General features: G+C 30.3%; 19 protein-coding genes. 12 read left to right on the forward strand and 7 right to left on the reverse strand.

Going from position 1 to position 18,288, the window contains the following annotated elements:
- Positions 1-34: 34 nt before the first annotated feature.
- A complete protein-coding gene (locus Q0762_RS03695) occupies positions 35-496 on the reverse strand; it encodes a DUF302 domain-containing protein (RefSeq protein ID WP_298763711.1) in 462 nt (153 codons plus the stop codon).
- 548 nt (positions 497-1,044) lie between these two features.
- On the opposite strand from Q0762_RS03695, the gene Q0762_RS03700 reads away from it, so the two are divergent.
- The 5 genes from Q0762_RS03700 to leuB all read left to right on the forward strand — a co-directional run bounded on the left by Q0762_RS03700 (position 1,045) and on the right by leuB (position 7,102).
- On the forward strand, positions 1,045-1,722 hold the full coding sequence (locus Q0762_RS03700; protein ID WP_298763712.1) for an HAD family hydrolase: 678 nt from the start codon (positions 1,045-1,047) through the stop codon (positions 1,720-1,722).
- Positions 1,723-2,043: 321 nt separating this feature from the next.
- Positions 2,044-3,441, forward strand: coding sequence for a 3-isopropylmalate dehydratase large subunit (gene leuC, locus Q0762_RS03705; RefSeq protein WP_298763715.1), 1,398 nt, complete (start codon positions 2,044-2,046; stop codon positions 3,439-3,441).
- A 117-nt stretch (positions 3,442-3,558) separates the two neighbouring features.
- The gene (leuD, locus tag Q0762_RS03710) at positions 3,559-4,158 is read left to right on the forward strand and encodes a 3-isopropylmalate dehydratase small subunit (RefSeq protein ID WP_298763718.1); all 600 of its coding nucleotides are present in this window, start codon (positions 3,559-3,561) and stop codon (positions 4,156-4,158) included.
- A 273-nt stretch (positions 4,159-4,431) separates the two neighbouring features.
- Positions 4,432-5,952 (forward strand): alpha-isopropylmalate synthase regulatory domain-containing protein, encoded by a 1,521-nt coding sequence (locus Q0762_RS03715; protein ID WP_298763721.1) that lies wholly within the window; start codon positions 4,432-4,434, stop codon positions 5,950-5,952.
- Positions 5,953-6,046: 94 nt separating this feature from the next.
- Positions 6,047-7,102 (forward strand): 3-isopropylmalate dehydrogenase, encoded by a 1,056-nt coding sequence (leuB, locus tag Q0762_RS03720; RefSeq protein ID WP_298763723.1) that lies wholly within the window; start codon positions 6,047-6,049, stop codon positions 7,100-7,102.
- A gap of 152 nt (positions 7,103-7,254) precedes the next feature.
- On the opposite strand, the gene Q0762_RS03725 is transcribed toward leuB, so the two are convergent.
- Positions 7,255-8,103: a DUF2911 domain-containing protein gene (locus Q0762_RS03725; RefSeq protein WP_298763726.1), complete on the reverse strand. Its 849-nt coding sequence runs from the start codon at positions 8,101-8,103 to the stop codon at positions 7,255-7,257.
- A gap of 118 nt (positions 8,104-8,221) precedes the next feature.
- Between Q0762_RS03725 and Q0762_RS03730 the strand changes: the two genes are divergently transcribed.
- A complete protein-coding gene (locus Q0762_RS03730; protein WP_298763728.1) occupies positions 8,222-8,986 on the forward strand; it encodes an NAD(P)H-binding protein in 765 nt (254 codons plus the stop codon).
- Between the two features lie 108 nt (positions 8,987-9,094).
- On the opposite strand, the gene gldG is transcribed toward Q0762_RS03730, so the two are convergent.
- Genes gldG through Q0762_RS03755 form a run of 5 tightly spaced genes read right to left on the reverse strand, consistent with a single transcriptional unit; the run spans position 9,095 to position 13,209 of the window.
- A complete protein-coding gene (gene gldG, locus Q0762_RS03735; protein WP_298763730.1) occupies positions 9,095-10,735 on the reverse strand; it encodes a gliding motility-associated ABC transporter substrate-binding protein GldG in 1,641 nt (546 codons plus the stop codon).
- Positions 10,728-11,444 carry a gliding motility-associated ABC transporter permease subunit GldF gene (gene gldF / locus Q0762_RS03740; RefSeq protein WP_298763733.1) on the reverse strand — a complete coding sequence of 239 codons (717 nt, stop codon included), beginning with the start codon at positions 11,442-11,444 and terminating at the stop codon, positions 10,728-10,730. Before gldF ends, gldG begins: the two co-directional genes overlap by 8 nt.
- A 26-nt stretch (positions 11,445-11,470) precedes the next feature.
- The gene (locus tag Q0762_RS03745; RefSeq protein ID WP_298763736.1) at positions 11,471-12,031 is read right to left on the reverse strand and encodes a GNAT family N-acetyltransferase; all 561 of its coding nucleotides are present in this window, start codon (positions 12,029-12,031) and stop codon (positions 11,471-11,473) included.
- 12 nt (positions 12,032-12,043) lie between these two features.
- On the reverse strand, positions 12,044-12,340 hold the full coding sequence (locus Q0762_RS03750) for an antibiotic biosynthesis monooxygenase family protein (RefSeq protein ID WP_298763738.1): 297 nt from the start codon (positions 12,338-12,340) through the stop codon (positions 12,044-12,046).
- 8 nt (positions 12,341-12,348) lie between these two features.
- Positions 12,349-13,209 (reverse strand): SAM-dependent chlorinase/fluorinase, encoded by an 861-nt coding sequence (locus tag Q0762_RS03755; protein ID WP_298763741.1) that lies wholly within the window; start codon positions 13,207-13,209, stop codon positions 12,349-12,351.
- Between the two features lie 128 nt (positions 13,210-13,337).
- On the opposite strand from Q0762_RS03755, the gene Q0762_RS03760 reads away from it, so the two are divergent.
- From Q0762_RS03760 to Q0762_RS03785, 6 genes are all read left to right on the forward strand, one after another.
- Positions 13,338-14,291: a PhoH family protein gene (locus Q0762_RS03760; protein WP_298763743.1), complete on the forward strand. Its 954-nt coding sequence runs from the start codon at positions 13,338-13,340 to the stop codon at positions 14,289-14,291.
- The gene (locus Q0762_RS03765; protein ID WP_298763745.1) at positions 14,291-14,908 is read left to right on the forward strand and encodes a hypothetical protein; all 618 of its coding nucleotides are present in this window, start codon (positions 14,291-14,293) and stop codon (positions 14,906-14,908) included. The genes Q0762_RS03760 and Q0762_RS03765 overlap by 1 nt, the downstream gene beginning before the upstream one ends.
- A 61-nt stretch (positions 14,909-14,969) precedes the next feature.
- Positions 14,970-15,917, forward strand: coding sequence for a phosphoribosylaminoimidazolesuccinocarboxamide synthase (locus tag Q0762_RS03770; RefSeq protein WP_298763748.1), 948 nt, complete (start codon positions 14,970-14,972; stop codon positions 15,915-15,917).
- 120 nt (positions 15,918-16,037) lie between these two features.
- Positions 16,038-17,225 (forward strand): enoyl-ACP reductase FabV, encoded by a 1,188-nt coding sequence (gene fabV / locus Q0762_RS03775; RefSeq protein ID WP_298763750.1) that lies wholly within the window; start codon positions 16,038-16,040, stop codon positions 17,223-17,225.
- A gap of 84 nt (positions 17,226-17,309) precedes the next feature.
- Entirely contained in the window at positions 17,310-17,792 is a 483-nt protein-coding gene (locus Q0762_RS03780) for a hypothetical protein (protein WP_298763752.1), read from the forward strand.
- Positions 17,785-18,153, forward strand: a complete 369-nt coding sequence (locus Q0762_RS03785; protein ID WP_298763754.1) for a glyoxalase — start codon at positions 17,785-17,787, stop codon at positions 18,151-18,153. The genes Q0762_RS03780 and Q0762_RS03785 overlap by 8 nt, the downstream gene beginning before the upstream one ends.
- Positions 18,154-18,288: the final 135 nt, after the last annotated feature.

Consider the following 18,288-nt stretch of genomic DNA (forward strand, 5'->3'; position numbering starts at 1 on the left):
AATTCCCTTTTTTTTCTGAAGTATTAAAGGCTAATTATTTACTAATAACTTTATCTGTTATGGTGTTTAAAGCATTGCTAATCTTTTCTAAAACAGCATCATTTCCTTGTATATTGTGTCTTTCTTTTAAGTATAAAGGACTGTTATATGCAATTTTAGTTGCATTATCACTACCTAAATATACTATTATTTTTTGAGGTAAATCTAGGCCAATTGTTTGGTTTTCTTGCATTAAAGGAGTTCCTAATTTGGGATTTCCAAATAGTATAATTCGCGTGTCATTCAATTTTAAATCTACAGAAGCTGCGTTATTGCTATGATTTAATTGTAGTAGTATTTTTAAATTTGGATTGTTTTCTAAAATTGTTTTTAATTTTGTGTAGGTAGTTTCTACATTAAAAGGGCTGGTTTTAATAATAAGTCCGTTGTTCATCTTTTTAGTATTACATGATATTAAAATAAGGCTGTATAAAATAATCCATTTGATAGATTTCATTGTGATATGGTTTTTATTTTTGGGTTTGACGCTTTTTTAGCTATTCAATTACATTATTAAGCTTGTTATTTTAGTTCCTTAAAAACAAAGCCAATTTACTTTTTTTCTACAAGCTTTTATTTTTCTAAAGTAAAACTTTTTGGTTTGGTGTTCTTATTTTACTTGTTTTAATTAAAATTATTTGGCTTGTAAACTTGTTAGACCTAAAGTTTTTATTGATTTACTTTTGCAAAATCATCATTTTCAAAGTGATTTTTTACCATATTTTTCGATTTTCAACAATAAGTTTAAATGGATGTATTTTTGTTGTTTTGTAGCAGTTTAGATTGAATAATGTGTTTTAAAAACGATAAGCCCTAGATTTTAAAACAATTGAATCATCTTAAAAACAAAAAGGGAAACGCTTCAAAATAACTACTATACATATTGAATTAGCAACAAAATCGAATCTAAACTTTATAAAGTTGAATAATAGAATTATTTCTAAAAATAAAATGAATTACAGAAGCAAATGGTATTATAATCTATAAATTTGTAATCAATTAAAAATGCAAAAGAATATGTTTAAAGGAGTAATTTTTGATTTAGATGGCACGCTTGTAAACTCTTTAGGAGATATTACTAATGCCATAAATACAGTGTTAAAAACACACAATTTTCCAACACTTACCGTTCAAGAATGTCAAAGTTTTATTGGTCATGGTGTTAAAGATTTGGTGGTAAAAGCTTTACCTAAAGATCACAGGAGTGATGAATGGATTAACCGTTGTTTTCATGAAATGTTGGCGGTTTACAGAGACAATTGCACAATAAAAACAGAATTGTACCCTGGTATTAGTAATTTGTTGGATGAGTTAACAGCGCGTAAACTAAAGTTAGCCGTATTTTCTAATAAAGCAGATGAACTTACTAAAAAGGTTGTAAAAGCAGTGTGTTCTAAATGGAATTTTGAAGTTGTAGAAGGTTTAAAAATAGAAGCGCTAAAAAAACCAAATCCTACTGTTGCCATAGAAATTAGTAAAAAGTTAAACATACCTGCAGAACAACTTATTTTTGTTGGAGATACAGATGTAGATATAATTACAGCTAAAAAATCAAATATGTATCCCGTTGGCGTAGTTTGGGGCTACAGAACTAAAGAAGAATTAGTTTTAAGCGGAGCAAAGTATATGTTAGAAAACCCGCTAGATTTAATTCAGCTTTTAGAAAGCAACAAAGCTTCATAATTATTTGTATTTTTTTAGCAAAAACTAGTGTATTTTTTAAATATCATTTTAAAGTGATGTTTTCTTTGCGTTATTATTACATTTTATAAGAATGTGTACTATTTTAGTTTTAATGAAATTATGATCTTAATAAAAGAAAAATTAATTTTCTAAAAAGTATAGACGTCATATTTTAAAACAATTTAAATTATTGATAAACAGTATTATAAAGTTAAATTTAACCGTTAGAAATAATACTTGAACCCTGATTTTTATAGTTTAAACTCAATAAATCCTTATTTTTGAAGTTAGAATATAATTTCAAGAAAAAAAGCAAAAAAAATGGCAAATACATTATTTGACAAAGTATGGGATTCACACGTTGTACGTAAAGTTAAAGACGGACCAGATGTGTTTTTTATAGATCGTCATTTTATCCATGAAGTTACAAGTCCTGTAGCTTTTTTAGGATTAGAAAGTAGAGGAAACAGTGTTGTATATCCTGCAAAAACTTTTGCAACTGCAGATCATAATACACCAACAATAAATCAGCATTTACCAGTAGCAGACGCTTTGTCTGCAAATCAATTAGATGCTTTAGAAAAAAATGCAGCAAAACACGGTATTTCTCACTGGGGTTTAGGTGATGAAAATAACGGAATTGTGCATGTTGTAGGTCCAGAAAACGGAATTACGTTACCAGGAGCTACCATTGTTTGTGGAGATTCTCATACATCAACTCACGGAGCTTTTGGTGCTATTGCTTTTGGTATTGGTACTTCTGAAGTAGAAATGGTGTTGTCTACACAATGTATAATGCAACCAAAACCAAAATCGATGCGTATTAACGTAAACGGTAAATTAGGTTTAGGTGTTACTCCTAAAGATGTTGCTTTATATATAATTTCTAAGCAAACCACTTCTGGCGCAACAGGTTATTTTGTTGAATATGCTGGTGATGTTTTTGAAAACATGTCTATGGAAGGACGAATGACTGTTTGTAACTTATCCATAGAAATGGGTGCCAGAGGAGGAATGATTGCTCCAGATGAAAAAACATTTGAATATTTAAAAGGACGTTCTCAAACGCCAAAAGGAGCAGATTGGGACAAAGCCATGAAATATTGGGAAACTTTATATTCTGAAGACGATGCAAAATTTGATGTAGAATTTAATTATGATGCAGCAGATATTGAACCAATGATTACTTATGGTACAAACCCAGGAATGGGAATGGGTGTTACAAAATCTATTCCAAATGCAGAAAATGTAGAAGGTGGTGTAGAAACGTACAAAAAATCTCTAGGATATATGTCTTTTAGTGAAGGCGATGCTATGATTGGTAAAGAAATAGACTTTGTGTTTTTAGGTTCTTGTACTAATGGTAGAATAGAAGATTTTAGAGCATTTTGTTCTATTGTAGAAGGACGTAAAAAAGCAGATAATGTTACAGCTTGGTTGGTACCAGGTTCGCATAAAGTTGTAGATCAAATAAAAGCAGAAGGTTTAGATAAAATTATAGACGAGGCAGGTTTTGTATTAAGAGAACCAGGTTGTTCTGCATGTTTGGCAATGAATGATGATAAAATTCCATCAGGGAAATTATCTGTTTCTACTTCAAATAGAAATTTTGAAGGAAGACAAGGACCAGGATCTAGAACATTATTAGCATCTCCATTAGTAGCAGCAGCATCTGCAGTTGAGGGAGTTGTTACAGATCCAAGAACGCTTCTTGTTTAGTTTGCAGTTCCAAGTAAGCAGTATTCAGTCAAAAACTGATCTTCTGTTTATTTAATAATATTTACAATAAATAAAATTACTGCCAACTGAATACTGGCAGAACGAATACTTAAAAACATGGCTTACGATAAATTTAATGTACTAACAAGTACAGCATATCCATTACCAACAGAAAATGTAGATACAGATCAAATTATTCCTGCGCGTTTTTTAAAAGCTACAGAGCGTAAAGATTTTGATATCAATTTTTTTAGAGATTGGAGATTTGAACAAGATGGAACACCAAAACCAGATTTTCCATTGAATAAAGAAATATATGCAGGTTCTAAAATTTTAGTAGGAGGTAGAAACTTTGGTTCTGGTTCTTCTAGAGAGCATGCAGCTTGGTCTGTGTATGATTTTGGTTTGCGTTGTGTAATTTCTTCTGCATTTGCAGATATTTTTAAAAACAACTGTTTAAATGTTGGGGTTTTACCTGTACAAGTTTCTCCAGAATTTGCAGATACTTTGTTTGATGCTATTATGGCAGATCCAAAAACAGAAATTAAAGTAGATTTACCTAACCAAACCGTTACTTTAGTAGCAACTGGTCAATCAGAATCTTTTGATATCAATAGCTATAAAAAAGACAATATGTTAAATGGTTTTGATGATATTGATTATTTAAAAAATATCGAAAATGAAATTTCTGCATTTGCAGAAACAAGACCGTTTTAAAGAAAATAATCTTTTACAAACTCAAAGAAACATACAGTTTACTAATGATAAGCTTACTTAAAAATGTTGCACTGAGTTTGTAAAAGTGATTTAAGTTGAAACTGTTATTTCTGTAGAAGTAGGAATCGGATAAAAATTGTACAAGATTTGTTATTTCATTCAAAACAAGAAATCACATAAAGTTGCATCATTTTTAAAACCAATATTATAAGATTTCTCTTAAAGTCTAAATGACAGAGTTCTCTTTTTTGTTCTTTTGATAAATAAAAAATAATGGCCAAAAGAAAAATAGAAATAATGGATACGACACTGCGTGATGGCGAACAAACATCAGGAGTGTCGTTTTCAGTTTCCGAAAAACTAACAATTGCTAAACTATTGTTAGAAGAATTAAAAGTAGATCGTTTAGAAATCGCCTCTGCTCGTGTTTCTGATGGTGAATTAGAAGCAGTAAAAAAGATTACTGCTTGGGCAACTACTGCTCAATTTTTAGAAAAAATAGAAGTGTTAACCTTTGTTGATGGCGGAAAATCTATAGATTGGCTGTTAACTTCTGGTGCTAAAGTACAGAATTTATTAACCAAAGGTTCTTTAAATCACTTAACCCATCAACTTAAAAAAACACCCAAACAACATTTTGCAGATATCAAAGCAAACATTGCTTTAGCCGCAAAAAACGGCATTAAAACTAATGTTTATTTAGAAGATTGGTCTAACGGAATGCGAGATTCTAAGGCTTATGTTTTTGAATATTTAGATTTTTTGGTTACCCAAGATATTGAGCGTATTTTATTACCAGATACTTTAGGTGTGTTAACACACACAGAAACGTATAATTATATTACAGAAGTTCGAGAAAAATACCCAAATGTACATATCGATTTTCATGGTCATAATGATTATGATTTGGGTGTTGCCAATGTTCTGGAAGCTGTAAAAGGAGGTGCAGATGGTTTGCATTTAACCATAAACGGTATGGGAGAACGTGCAGGAAATGCACCAATGGCAAGTGTTATTGCTGTTATTAATGATTTTTTAAAGGAAGTTGAAGTAAATGTTAACGAAACTGCTTTAAATAAAGTAAGTAAGTTGGTAGAAACGTTTTCAGGATTTAGAATACCTGTAAATAAACCGGTTGTGGGTGCTAATGTTTTTACACAAACAGCAGGAATCCATGCAGATGGAGACAATAAAAAGAATCTTTATTTTAATGATTTAATGCCAGAGCGTTTTGGCAGAAAACGAAAATATGCTTTAGGAAAAACTTCTGGAAAAGCTAATATTCAAAAGAATTTACAAGATTTGGGCTTAAGCTTAAATGATGAAGATTTAAAGAAAGTTACCAAAAGAATTATAGAATTAGGAGATAAAAAAGAAGTGGTTTCTCAAGACGATTTACCTTATATAATTTCTGATGTTTTAGATTCTGATACCATAGAAAAACGTGTGGTTGTAGAAAACTATGTTTTAGGCCATGCAAGAGGTATGAAACCGTCTACAACTTTACAATTAAGGGTAGAAGGTGTGCAATATGAAGCACATGCACAAGGAGACGGACAATTTGATGCATTTATGAATGCATTGCGTAAATTGTACAAAACGCATAGCAAAAAAGACTTACCAGATTTAATAGATTATGGAGTTAGAATTCCTCCTGGTAGTCACTCAGATGCTTTATGTGAAACCATTATTACTTGGAAAAGAAACGAAAAAGAATTTATAACACGTGGTTTAGATTCAGATCAAACAGTATCTGCTATTAAAGCCACAGAAAAAATGTTGAATATAATTTAAAATAGCTGTCATTACGAAGGAAGAATAACTGAAGTAATCTTTGTTTAATTATCAGATTGCTTCTTACCTCGCAAAGACTAAATAACAAACAAACATGAAATTAAATATCGCATTATTAGCCGGAGACGGAATTGGACCAGAAGTAATAGATCAAGCAGTAAAAGTATCTGATGCTGTTGCAAAAAAGTTTAATCATGAAATTACTTGGAAACCAGCCTTAACAGGTGCTGCTGCCATTGATGCAGTTGGAGAACCTTACCCTGATGAAACGCATGAAATTTGTGTATCTTCAGACGCTGTATTGTTTGGTGCAATTGGGCATCCAAGATTTGATAATGATCCTTCTGCAAAAGTAAGACCAGAACAAGGTTTGCTTAAAATGCGTAAAAAATTAGGTTTATTTGCAAATGTTAGACCAACATTTACATTTCCTTCATTATTAGATAAATCACCTTTAAAAAGAGAACGTATTGAAGGTACAGATTTGGTTTTTTTACGTGAATTAACAGGTGGAATTTACTTTGGTGAAAAAGGTAGAAGAGACGAAGGAGAAACAGCTTATGACAATTGTGTTTACACAAGAGCAGAAGTGCAAAGAATTGCAAAAAAGGGTTTTGAATTGGCAATGACACGTGGTAAAAAATTATGTTGTGTAGACAAAGCTAATGTTTTAGAAACTTCGAGATTATGGAGAGAAACAGTGCAGGCAATGGAAAAAGATTATCCAGAAGTTGAGGTTGCTTATGAGTTTGTAGATGCAGTGGCTATGCGTTTGGTACAATGGCCAAATAGTTATGATGTTTTAATTACAGAAAACTTGTTTGGAGATATTTTAACAGATGAAGCTTCTGTAATTTCTGGTTCTATGGGTTTAATGCCTAGTGCTTCTTTGGGAACAGATATTGGTTTGTTTGAGCCAATTCATGGTTCTTACCCACAAGCAACAGGTTTAAACATTGCCAACCCAATGGCTACCATTTTATCTGCAGCCATGATGTTTGAAAACTTTGGTTTACAAGAAGAAGGAAAAGCCATTAGAGATGCTGTAAACAATGCTTTAGATAAAGGTATTGTAACAGAAGATTTAGCAGATGGAGGTAAAGCTTACGGAACCAAAGAAGTAGGAGATTGGTTAGCCGAAAATATCTAGAAATAGATTTATAAAGAATTGAAAAGCGCTCTAAAAAGAGCGCTTTTTTAGTTTTGTAAAGCGAAAGTTAAAAATGTAGAACTGCCTTTTCAAATAAAAAACTCTCAAGTTTTCACTTGAGAGTTTTTCTGTTTTTTAAAAATAAAAACAATTTACATTGCGCCCCATTCTTTTAAAGAAGCTTTGTTCATTTTTACATAACCAGCATTGTTTGCTTTTTCCGCTAATGCTAAAGATTGTTTTGCGGCAGCAATGGCAGTAGCTGTTTTACCTGCTTTTGCATGTATTAAAGATTGTTGTCTTAAAAACCAAAAACGAGGCTTGTCAGATGTCATTTTTACAGCAGTATCAATCCATTCTTGTGCTTTATTAATGTCTTTTCCTGCTTGTAAATAATATACAGCTGCGCCATACATATCGTTTGCAGTTGGCCCGTTCATTACTTTATTAATACTACTAGAAACCATTTTATCTGTTGGCGTTTCAAATTTTAAACCTACATAAGTGTTTTCCCACATGATACCTAAAACTGCAGAATTGTTGGTTAAATCATCAAAAGTAATGGTAAAAGTTTCAATGGTAGATTTTACTTTTTGAGCATCTACAGTTACTTTTGCAGCAACTTTAGCATCATCCCAATTTCTTGGTGTTCCCCAGTTTGTAGCGTCTGTATACAACATAATATCCCAAGTTTTTTTACCAGGAATGGTGTATACAGCATAAGTACCCGCTTTTAGCGTTTTACCATTAACCATAAAATCTGTAGAGAAGGTTAATTTGGTATTTGCATTAGCACCTGTTCTCCAAACTTTACCATAATCTTGTAGACCTCCAAAGATTGTTCTTCCTTTCATACTTGGTCTAGAGTATTCTAAAGTTACATCTGTTAACCCAACTTTCTGCTCAATCTTTTGAGATGGACTTGGTGCAGGAGTTTCAATTTGTGCATTGGTTACATAAGTTACAGCCAATACAAATAAGCTTAATATTATTTTTTTCATGATATAAATTATTATTTGCTTCAAAATTACAATTTCAAAAAACTGAATCTGTTAACAAAAGCTTAAATTAAAGTGCTGTATCTTTGCTTTAATAATTTTAGAAATAGTTATTATAAAAATGGATAAAATAAGTATTTTAGGCTGTGGTTGGTTAGGGAAACCCTTGGCAGTTTCTTTTTTAGAAAGTGGTTTTTCTGTTAAAGGATCTACAACTTCTATAGATAAAATTAAAGTTTTAGAAAAGCTAAATATTGAAACCCATTTAGTAAACATTACAGAAGTAAAAGGGTTAAATGCTTTTTTAGATGCTGATATTTTAATAATTGCCATAACTTCCAAAGATATTGATGCTTTTAAAAATTTAATTGCTCAAATACAAGAATCAACAATTAAAAAGGTGATTTTTATAAGTTCTACGTCTGTTTATCCTAGAAAAAATAAGGTTATGAATGAGGAAGATGAGGTTGTAGAAAATCATCCTTTAGTAACTATTGAAAATTTATTTACAGAAAACACTTTTTTTACAACAACAATTATACGTTTTGCAGGTTTATTTGGTGGCGATAGACATCCTGCAAATTGGTTTAAAAATGGTAGAAAAATTCCACAACCTAAAGGTTTTGTAAATATGATTCATAGAGAAGATTGTATTGCTATTATTCAAGAAATTATCAAACAAAATTGTTGGAATACTACGTTTAATGCTTGTGCAAATCATCATCCTACAAGAAAAGATTTTTATTTGAACGCAAGAGCAAGTAAAGGTTTAGAAATGCCTGTTTTTGAAGATAATGAAGTGTATGAATGGAAAATTATTGGTTCTAAAAGGGTACAAGATGTTTTAGGATACACTTTTAAACATGATAATTTATTGCAGATATAAGTTGGTTGTTTCAACTTAAAGATGCAGCATTTTATTAAAAGTTTACAAGTTTTTTCTTTCAAAAAAAAATGCCGTATAAAGTTTTCTAATGAAGATAACTGCCAATTGTTAACTGTACTTTATTTTTCTAAAATAATTAAAAATAAAGCCGAAAGCAAATAACAAAACTAAGGGCAAGCCAACATTTAAAAATTGCCAAAAACTACGTTCTTTAAACGTTTTTTGTTTGTCTAACATTCTAATCTGTAAAGATTTGTTTCTCAAGGTCATTAAGCCAGCATCGTCTAACAAATAATCTACAGCATTTAGCAGAAAATCTTTATTTGAAAAAGTTTGGTTGGTCCATTTATCACGATTTAAATCAAATGGTTTTCCTTTTAAAAGTTGATTTTTACTAACATCGCCATCAGCAATTACAATCATTTTATTAGCTGTAGACTTTTCTTTAAATAAATTGGTTACAAAAGGTTTTACACGGTTTTTGTATGCCGAATTAAATTCGCCTTCTAACAAAACAGAGAATAGTTGATAACCACTTTTATAATCACTTTCTACCACTTCATTGGCAATAGACTGTAGCTCAATTATGGCTGGTGTACCTATTTTTTGTGTTAATAAAGAACTAACCAGTAAAGGTGTTTTTTTAAGATTGTTTTTTAAGGTATCTATTTGATTTGCAAATTGTAATCTTAAATTACCAATATTTTTGGTAATGGGATGTTTTGCATTACCATTTACCAACGGATGATAAAACCAATCTAAATTTTTAAACTGTGTTTGGTTGCCAATAACACCTGTAGCTACTGGTATTTGTGCGCTATATAAATCTTTTACCAAAGCATTATTAATTCTTATGCCGTAAGCAAATAACAAATCGGTTAAATTTAAATCTACTGGATAGGCTAGCATTTTACCATTATTGGCTAAACTATCTTGTTCAGCTTGTAAATTGTCTAACATCCACAAAGTTTTACCACCATTTGTAATAAATTGATCTAACGTAAATTTTTCTTTTTCAGTAAACGCCTGTGTAGGTTTTGTAATTATAGCCAAGTCTAAATTGTTTAAATCTGTTAAGGTTTGTTGGGCATTACTAGCAACAGAATCTAAAGTAAATTTGGCTAATCTGTATTTTTTAGCAACTTGGCTTAAAAAACTATATTGATAAATGTCTTCCAATTGACCATTACCTGTTATAATGGCAATTTTTTTTCTTTGTTTTGACGTAACATTGTTAATTGCATTAGCAAAACCATATTCTAAATTTTCTATAGCTTTTTGCAATTGTTCTTCCTGTGATGTTGCAATGGCAGTTGGTAATAGAGATACAATTTCAGTTTTTTTACCATAATTTATTGCTGCCCAAGGAAAAATAATGGCTTCAGATAATTTGCCATCCTCTTCCACAGTTAATTGACTTGGCATCATGCCTTTTTTTATCAATTTTTCTCTTATATTATCTGGGTTTTTAAAAGAAAAGGTAATGTTTTTATTTACAGCACTTAATTCTTCTAAATATTGGCGTGTTTCTGTTTGTAGTCTTTTAAATTCTGATGGGAATTCGCCTTCTAAATAAACAGTGATGTACAAAGATTTATCAACCTTATTTAATACCGTTTTTGTAGTTTTAGAAATGCTGTAACGCTGGTCTGCTGTTAAATCAAATCGTTTATAAAAAGATTGGCTTATAAAATTTAAAGCAAATAAAACGATAAATAAAATTGCCGTATTTTTTAGATTTTTATTCATTGTCTAATTTGGTTTTAGTAATAAATAAAAAGAAAAAGGTTACACTTACAAAGTAAATTAAATCTCTAGTGTCTATAACACCTCTAGAAATACTTTTAAAATGTTGATGAATTCCAAAATTTTTAAGGCTTAAATTATTATCAACCAAATTAGCAATAGCATCAAAACCGTAATAAAAAAAGAACGTGATAAAAACACCTAAAATAAAAGCCACAATTTGGTTTTTAGATATTGTGGACGTAAATAAGCCAATGCTAGTATAGCTTGCTGCTAAAAAAAGTAAACCAATATAAGACCCTATAGTACTACCAAAATCTAAGTTTCCTGCAGGATTTCCTAAACTATAAATGGTATAAACATAAGTAAGTGTTGGTAATAAAGCAATAATAACAAGTAGGAGTGAAGCCCAAAATTTACCCAATACAATTTGCCAATTAGAAATGGGTTTTGTTTGAAGTAATTCTATGGTTCCTGTATTTAATTCTTCTGAAAAACTTTTCATAGTAATTGCAGGTATTAAAAACAAAAACACCCAAGGAGCTAAATAAAAAAACGGATTTAAATCTGCAAAACCTGCATTTAGAATATTAAAATCGTCTTTAAAAATCCAAAGAAACAAGCCATTAACTAACAAGAAAACCCCAATTACCAAATACGCAATTGGGCTTGCAAAAAATGAGTTGAATTCTTTTTTTAGTATTGCTATCAAATTTTATTATTTATTTTTAAGAGTTTCTAAAGTTTTTTTAATTTCCAAATTCTATTATCTGGTATACCCAAATCTCTTCTTTCTGGTTGATATTTAAAATGATGTTTCTCTAACAACGCAATAGAAGCTAAATTATTTTTATGGGTAAAAGCTTCTATCGTTTTTAGTTTTAATTTACTAAAACCAAACTGTAAAACAGCTTTTAAAGCTTCACTCATTATTCCTTTGTTTTGATATTTTGGCTTTAGTTTGTAACCAATTTCAGCATATTGATCTGCTGTAGAAATTTGGTGTAAAACAATACTGCCAATAGTTTGTTTTTCGAATTTTATCAACCAAAAAACACGACTTTTATTTTTATAAAGCTGATCAAAATTCATAATAAAAGTTTTGGCTTCAGCTAAAGTTTCAACTCTTTTAGTTACTATAAACTTGTTAATTTCTTCGCTTGAACGCAGTTTAAAAACTGCTGTAACGTCGTTATGGTTATTTAAATCCGGCTTTTTTAAAACTAAGCGTTCCGTTTTTATTTCAGGAAAAATTTTAAAGTCGAAATTCATTTCACCACTTTTATTTTGCTGCTTCATAATTTAAAGAAACTAAACCAAACTTGCTTTCTTATCAACACTCCAAGCTTCTGGTTTATTGTTAAAGTAGGTTTTGGTTTCTTGCCAAGTTTCTTTAAAGAAAACTGAATTTCTATAATTTTCTAAATCAGATGCTGTTTGCCAATAAGAATAGGTAAAAAAGATTTCAGTATTATTTTTGTCTTGATATAGTTCTAACAATTGGCATCCTTTAGAAGCTTTTATGCGTTCTTTTTTGGCTTCAAACATTTCTAAAAATGCAGGAATATGCTTTTTGTGAAAACTCATTTTTACAATTCTTACCAACATATATTTATTTACTTTAAGGTAATATATTCCTCTTTAGGTTCATTAATAAAATTAATGGTAATAGCATCTCTATAATCTAAACCCAATAAAGAACTTGCGCCACCAACAGTGCCCAAATTACTCCTATAAATGGCTAATTCTAAAAAAGAGGCAGAATTAAAAAGGGCTAACTTGTGCCCTTCATATTGTTGGTTGGTATATGCAGGGTTGCTAGCAACTTCATTATATTTCGTAAAAATTTTAGTAAAAATGTGCTTTTTTGCTAAAATTTGATAGTTTCTTCCTTTACCAATATCTGTAAACATTTTTTTGGTAATGTTGGTTATGGCATTTCCATAATTATCAATATAAATAATACCACCAATAATTTGTGTTTCTTCTTGGTTTGCTTTGGGTTGTATTTCTATAATTTTTTTAAAATCTGTTATTTCTTTTCCAATAACTGCCAAATTTCCGCCTCTGGCGATAAAACAAGCCACTTGCACAAAAACGTCTAAAACCGGAAAACTACTTTCTATTCTATCATGAATATTAATTTCTACAATTCTAGATGGTTTAATTTCTGAGGCAATCATAGCAATTAATCCGTTGTCTGGACACACAAAAAAATGACCATCTAATTCTAAAGCAATATGTTTATTGTGTATGCTCAATTCAGAATCTACACCAACAATATGTATGGTTCCTTTAGGAAAACTTTTATAAGAGTTTTTTAAAATATAAGCCGTTTGTGTAATGTTAAAAGGAGATATTTCGTGCGTAATATCAACAATTTTAGCTTCTGGTAATTCTGAATAAATTGCACCTTTAACAGCGCCAACAAAGTGGTCTTTTGTCCCAAAATCTGTAGTAAGAGTTATAAAAGACATGGTTATTTTTCTGTTAATTAAGTTGTGAAAAAGTTATTTGATATTTTATACAAATCTAGTGAATTTAGAAATTTTATTAGTTATTTTTATTTGAAATAAAATAACCTTTTCTAAAAAACAATAATTATTTGAACGAGCGCGTAATAGAGTTAGAAGAAGTAAATCCAAAAGATTTTTTTGGTGCCCATAATAGTACTATAGAACAATTAAAAAGATATTTTCCGAAATTGAAAATTGTGGCAAGAGGTGCTAAAATTAAAATTTATGGAGCTGTAGATGATTTAGATGAATTTGAAATTCGTTTAGAACGTTTAATTAGGTATTATGAACGCTACAATAAACTAGACGAAAATAGTATTGAGCGCATATTAACATCAACCGGAAATGAAGAAAAAACAACTGCCGCAAAAAACGCGAAAGATGTTTTGGTACATGGCGTTTCTGGTAAACTAATTAAGGCGCAAACTCAAAATCAGCGTAAAATGGTTAGTTTAATGGCTAAAAATGATATGCTTTTTGCTGTTGGTCCTGCTGGAACAGGAAAAACCTATACAGCCGTTGCTTTAGCTGTAAAAGCATTAAAAGAAAAAGAAGTTAGGCGTATTATTTTAACAAGACCTGCTGTAGAATCTGGCGAAAATTTAGGGTTTTTACCGGGCGATTTAAAAGAGAAATTAGATCCTTACATGCAACCTTTATATGATGGTTTAAGAGATATGATTCCGCATGAAAGATTAGAATCTTATTTAGAAAAAGGCGTAATACAAATTGCACCTTTAGCATTTATGCGTGGTAGAACTTTAGACAATGCATTTGTGATTTTAGATGAAGCCCAAAACACAACACATGCCCAAATGAAAATGTTTTTAACAAGAATGGGTAAAAGTGCAAAGTTTATAATTACAGGAGATCCTGGTCAAATAGATTTGCCAAGAAAACAAGTATCTGGTTTAAAAGAATCTTTATTGGCTTTAAAAGATATAGAAGGTATCGCTCAAGTATATTTAGATGATAAAGATGTGGTAAGGCATAAATTGGTTAAAAAAATAATTACTGCGTACAAAAGTATAGAAACAGAATAATGAAGTTTAAAAAGAAAAAATTAGATTTACAAGACTTATTCTATATTGCTTATTTGTATTTAATTATTTTAGGAATTGTTAGTGATGCTATTTTTTACGGAATTTTTGGAATTTCTTATTTAAATTATACAACCATTTTAGATGCTTTAATTTCTCCCATAAGTTTGTTAATAAACAATTGGGTATTGGCAGTTGCTCTAGGAATTATGTTTACTTTATTGTATGTGTATTTAACAAAATGGGCTCCAAAATTGTATAAAAAATTAAGGGTAAAGAAATGGTACCAAAAGTTGTATAATATTGAGAAATACGATAAAAGATATGCAGCTTTAGAAAATAAAAAGAATCTTTTACCAGGTTTAATGTTTTTGTTTTTTCTGTTGTTTGTTTCTATGAGAACTGGCTTGGGACTTGGTTTAAAGCACAAATATCAAGAGAAAGAAATTGTACCAAATTATACACTAATATTTAAAAATAATGAAAGATTAGATGTTAGAAAAGTTGGCCAAAATTCTGCATATTTCTTCTATTTTATTCCTGGAGAAAAAGTAATTACAGCAACACCAATTGCAGACAATTTAAAGCAAATAAAAGTATTGCAAAAGAAAAAGAAATAAAGCTAGAAAAGCGTATTTTTGCAGCCAGCAACCACAAAATAAAAACCATCAACTAAAAAAGATGAATACAATTAACGAAACAAATTTTAAGTTTCCCAAACAAAAATCTGTTTATAAAGGTAAGGTTAGAGAAGTTTATAATATAAATGACGACCTTTTGGTAATGATTGCCACAGATAGATTGTCTGCGTTTGATGTGATTTTACCGCGTCAAATTCCGTTTAAAGGACAAATTTTAAATCAGATTGCAACTAAAATGATGAATGATACCGCAGATATTGTTCCCAATTGGTTGATTGCAAATCCAGATGAAAATGTTGCTGTAGGGCATTTGTGCGAACCTTTTAAAGTAGAAATGGTAATTAGAGGTTATCTTTCTGGGCATGCTGCTAGAGAATATAAAGCAGGCAAAAGAATGCTTTGTGGTGTTGCAATGGCAAACGGTTTGGTAGAAAATGATAAATTTCCTGAACCTATAATAACACCTTCAACCAAAGCAGATAATGGTGAACATGATGAGGATATTTCTAGAGAAAACATACTTTCTCAAGGAATTGTTGCTGAAGAAGATTATATTGTTTTAGAAAAATATACCAGAGCTTTGTTTCAAAGAGGAACAGAAATAGCAGCAAAAAGAGGCTTAATTTTAGTAGATACCAAATACGAATTTGGTAAAACTAAAGAAGGTGAAATTGTATTGATAGATGAAATTCATACACCAGATTCATCGCGTTATTTCTATGCAGAAGGTTACCAAGAAAGACAAAATAAAGGAGAAGCACAAAAACAATTGTCTAAAGAATTTGTAAGACAGTGGTTAATAGAAAACGGTTTTCAAGGAAAAGAGGGCCAGCAAATTCCTGCAATGTCAGATGAAAAAATCTTAGAAATTTCTAATAGATATATAGAATTATACGAGCAAATTACAGGAGAAAGTTTCGTAAAAGCTTCCACAGAAAATGTGTTGCATAGAATTGAGAAGAATGTACTTCAATTTTTAGACAAATAAATTTTTAAAACTTTTACGATTTAAATAAACACTAATTTTAGTTTTATGTTTTTGGTTTTATTCAAAACTAATAACAAACAACTAACTAACAACTAACAACAAATAACTAACAATTAAAAAATGATTATAGAACCAAGAACAAGAGGCTTTATTTGTTTAACATCACATCCAACAGGTTGTGCGCAAAATGTAAAAGACCAAATAGCTTATGTAAAATCCAAAGGAAAAATAGAAGGTGCAAAAAAAGTATTAGTAATTGGCTCTTCTACAGGTTTTGGGTTGGCATCTAGAATAACCAGTGCTTTTGGTTCAGATGCTGCTACTATTGGTGTATTTTTTGATAAACCTGCCACAGAAGGCAGACCAGGTTCTCCAGGATATTACAACACTGCCGCTTTTGAGCAAGAAGCACATGCAGCAGGTTTGTATGCAAAAAGTATAAATGGCGATGCTTTTTCTAATGAAATAAAAGAGCAGGTTGTAAATTTAATTAAAGAAGATTTAGGTAAAATAGATTTGGTAATTTACAGTTTGGCTTCGCCAATTAGAAAACACCCAGTTAGTGGTAAAAGATTTAAATCTACTTTAAAACCAATAGGAGAAGTTTTTACCAATAAAACGGTAGATTTTCATACAGGTAACGTATCAGAAATTTCTATAAATCCTGCAGAAGGAGAAGATGTAGCAAATACAGTTACTGTAATGGGCGGCGAAGATTGGAAAATGTGGATGGATGCTTTGCAAGAAGCAAATGTTTTAGAAGAAGGTGCAACAACTGTTGCGTATTCTTACATTGGCCCAGACGTTACAAAACCGGTTTATAGAAATGGAACAATTGGTGCAGCTAAAGATCATTTAGAAGCCACAGCTTTTGAAATTGCAGAAGATTTAAAAACAATAGGAGGTAAGGCTTATGTTTCTGTAAATAAGGCATTGGTTACACAAGCAAGTTCTGCAATTCCTGTAATTCCATTATACATTTCTTTATTATTTAAAATAATGAAAGAAAAAGGAATTCATGAAGGTTGCATAGAACAAATACAGCGTTTGTATAGCCAACGCTTATTTGGTGGTAGTTTAGATTTAGATGATAAAGGCAGAATAAGAGTAGACGATTGGGAAATGCGTGAAGATGTACAAGCAGAAATTGCTGCACTTTGGCAAAAAGCAACTACAGAAAACTTAGCAGAATTAGGAGATTTAGAAGGCTACAGCAATGAGTTTTTTAAATTATTTGGCTTTAAAGTACCAGGAGTAGATTACACAGCAGATGTAAATGAAGTGGTTGCCATACCAAGTGAGCAGTAAAATTAAAACACATAACTTATAGAAACCTCACAGTTGTTTAAATGCTTTTAAATACTGTGAGGTTTTTTGTAAAATAGCATTTTTTTGAAAGCAGTTACTATAAAACAATTAAAAGACGAATTATCTTATAAATCTGCAAATGAGTTAAAAGAGCTGTGTTTGCATTTGGCAAGATTTAAAAAAGAAAATAAAGAGCTACTAACGTACTTATTATTTGAATCTGCAGATGAAGAAGGCTATATAGCAACAATAAAAGAAGAGGTAGATGAACAGTTTGCTGCCATAAATACCTATAGTTTTTATTATATTAGGAAAAGTATGCGTAAAATTTTAACTTCTATAAAAAAACACATTCGTTATTCTAAGAAGAAAGAAACAGAAGCAGAATTGTTGTTGTATTTCTGTAAAAAGTTGAAGGAATTTAAACCTTCAATAAAAAGAAGTATACAATTGCAAAATGTTTTTGATACACAACTAAGAATGTCAAAAAAAGCGATAGAAAAATTACATGAAGATTTACAATACGACTTTCAACTAGAAGTAGATAATTTATTAGAAGATGCATAAGGAAAGACCAATTTTAGAAAATATTATTAAAGAAAATATGTCTGTAACAGAAGTTTTTCAGAACAAAACTTTAAGACCTGTTATAAAAATGCAGCATCATTTGCTTATACAATCTTTTAAAAATTACCTTTTTAAAAGAAAAATAGATTTTTCGACTTTAACAGATCAAAAGAAAAAAAGCAAGATTAAAGGTATTTTTACAAAAGATATCAATTATAAAAATTTTACTTTAGGACTTATTGTAGGAGATTTTACTGCGGAAGAGTTTCATTTTTATGCTAATAATTCATCAGAAATAAATAGAAGAATATTACAAATAATTACAAAGCGCATACAAGATTCAATAAAAGAATTGCATTAAAAAAACCGTTGCTCCTCAGCAACGGTCTATCAATCAACCAAAAAACTTCTTATGTTAAATAAACAGATCGCTTTAAAAATCTGTTTATAAGAAGTATTCTATTTTATTTACAATACAAAGATAGTTAATTATTGT

The organism is uncultured Polaribacter sp. (genome assembly GCF_947495205.1).
In the GTDB taxonomy this organism is placed as follows: domain Bacteria; phylum Bacteroidota; class Bacteroidia; order Flavobacteriales; family Flavobacteriaceae; genus Polaribacter.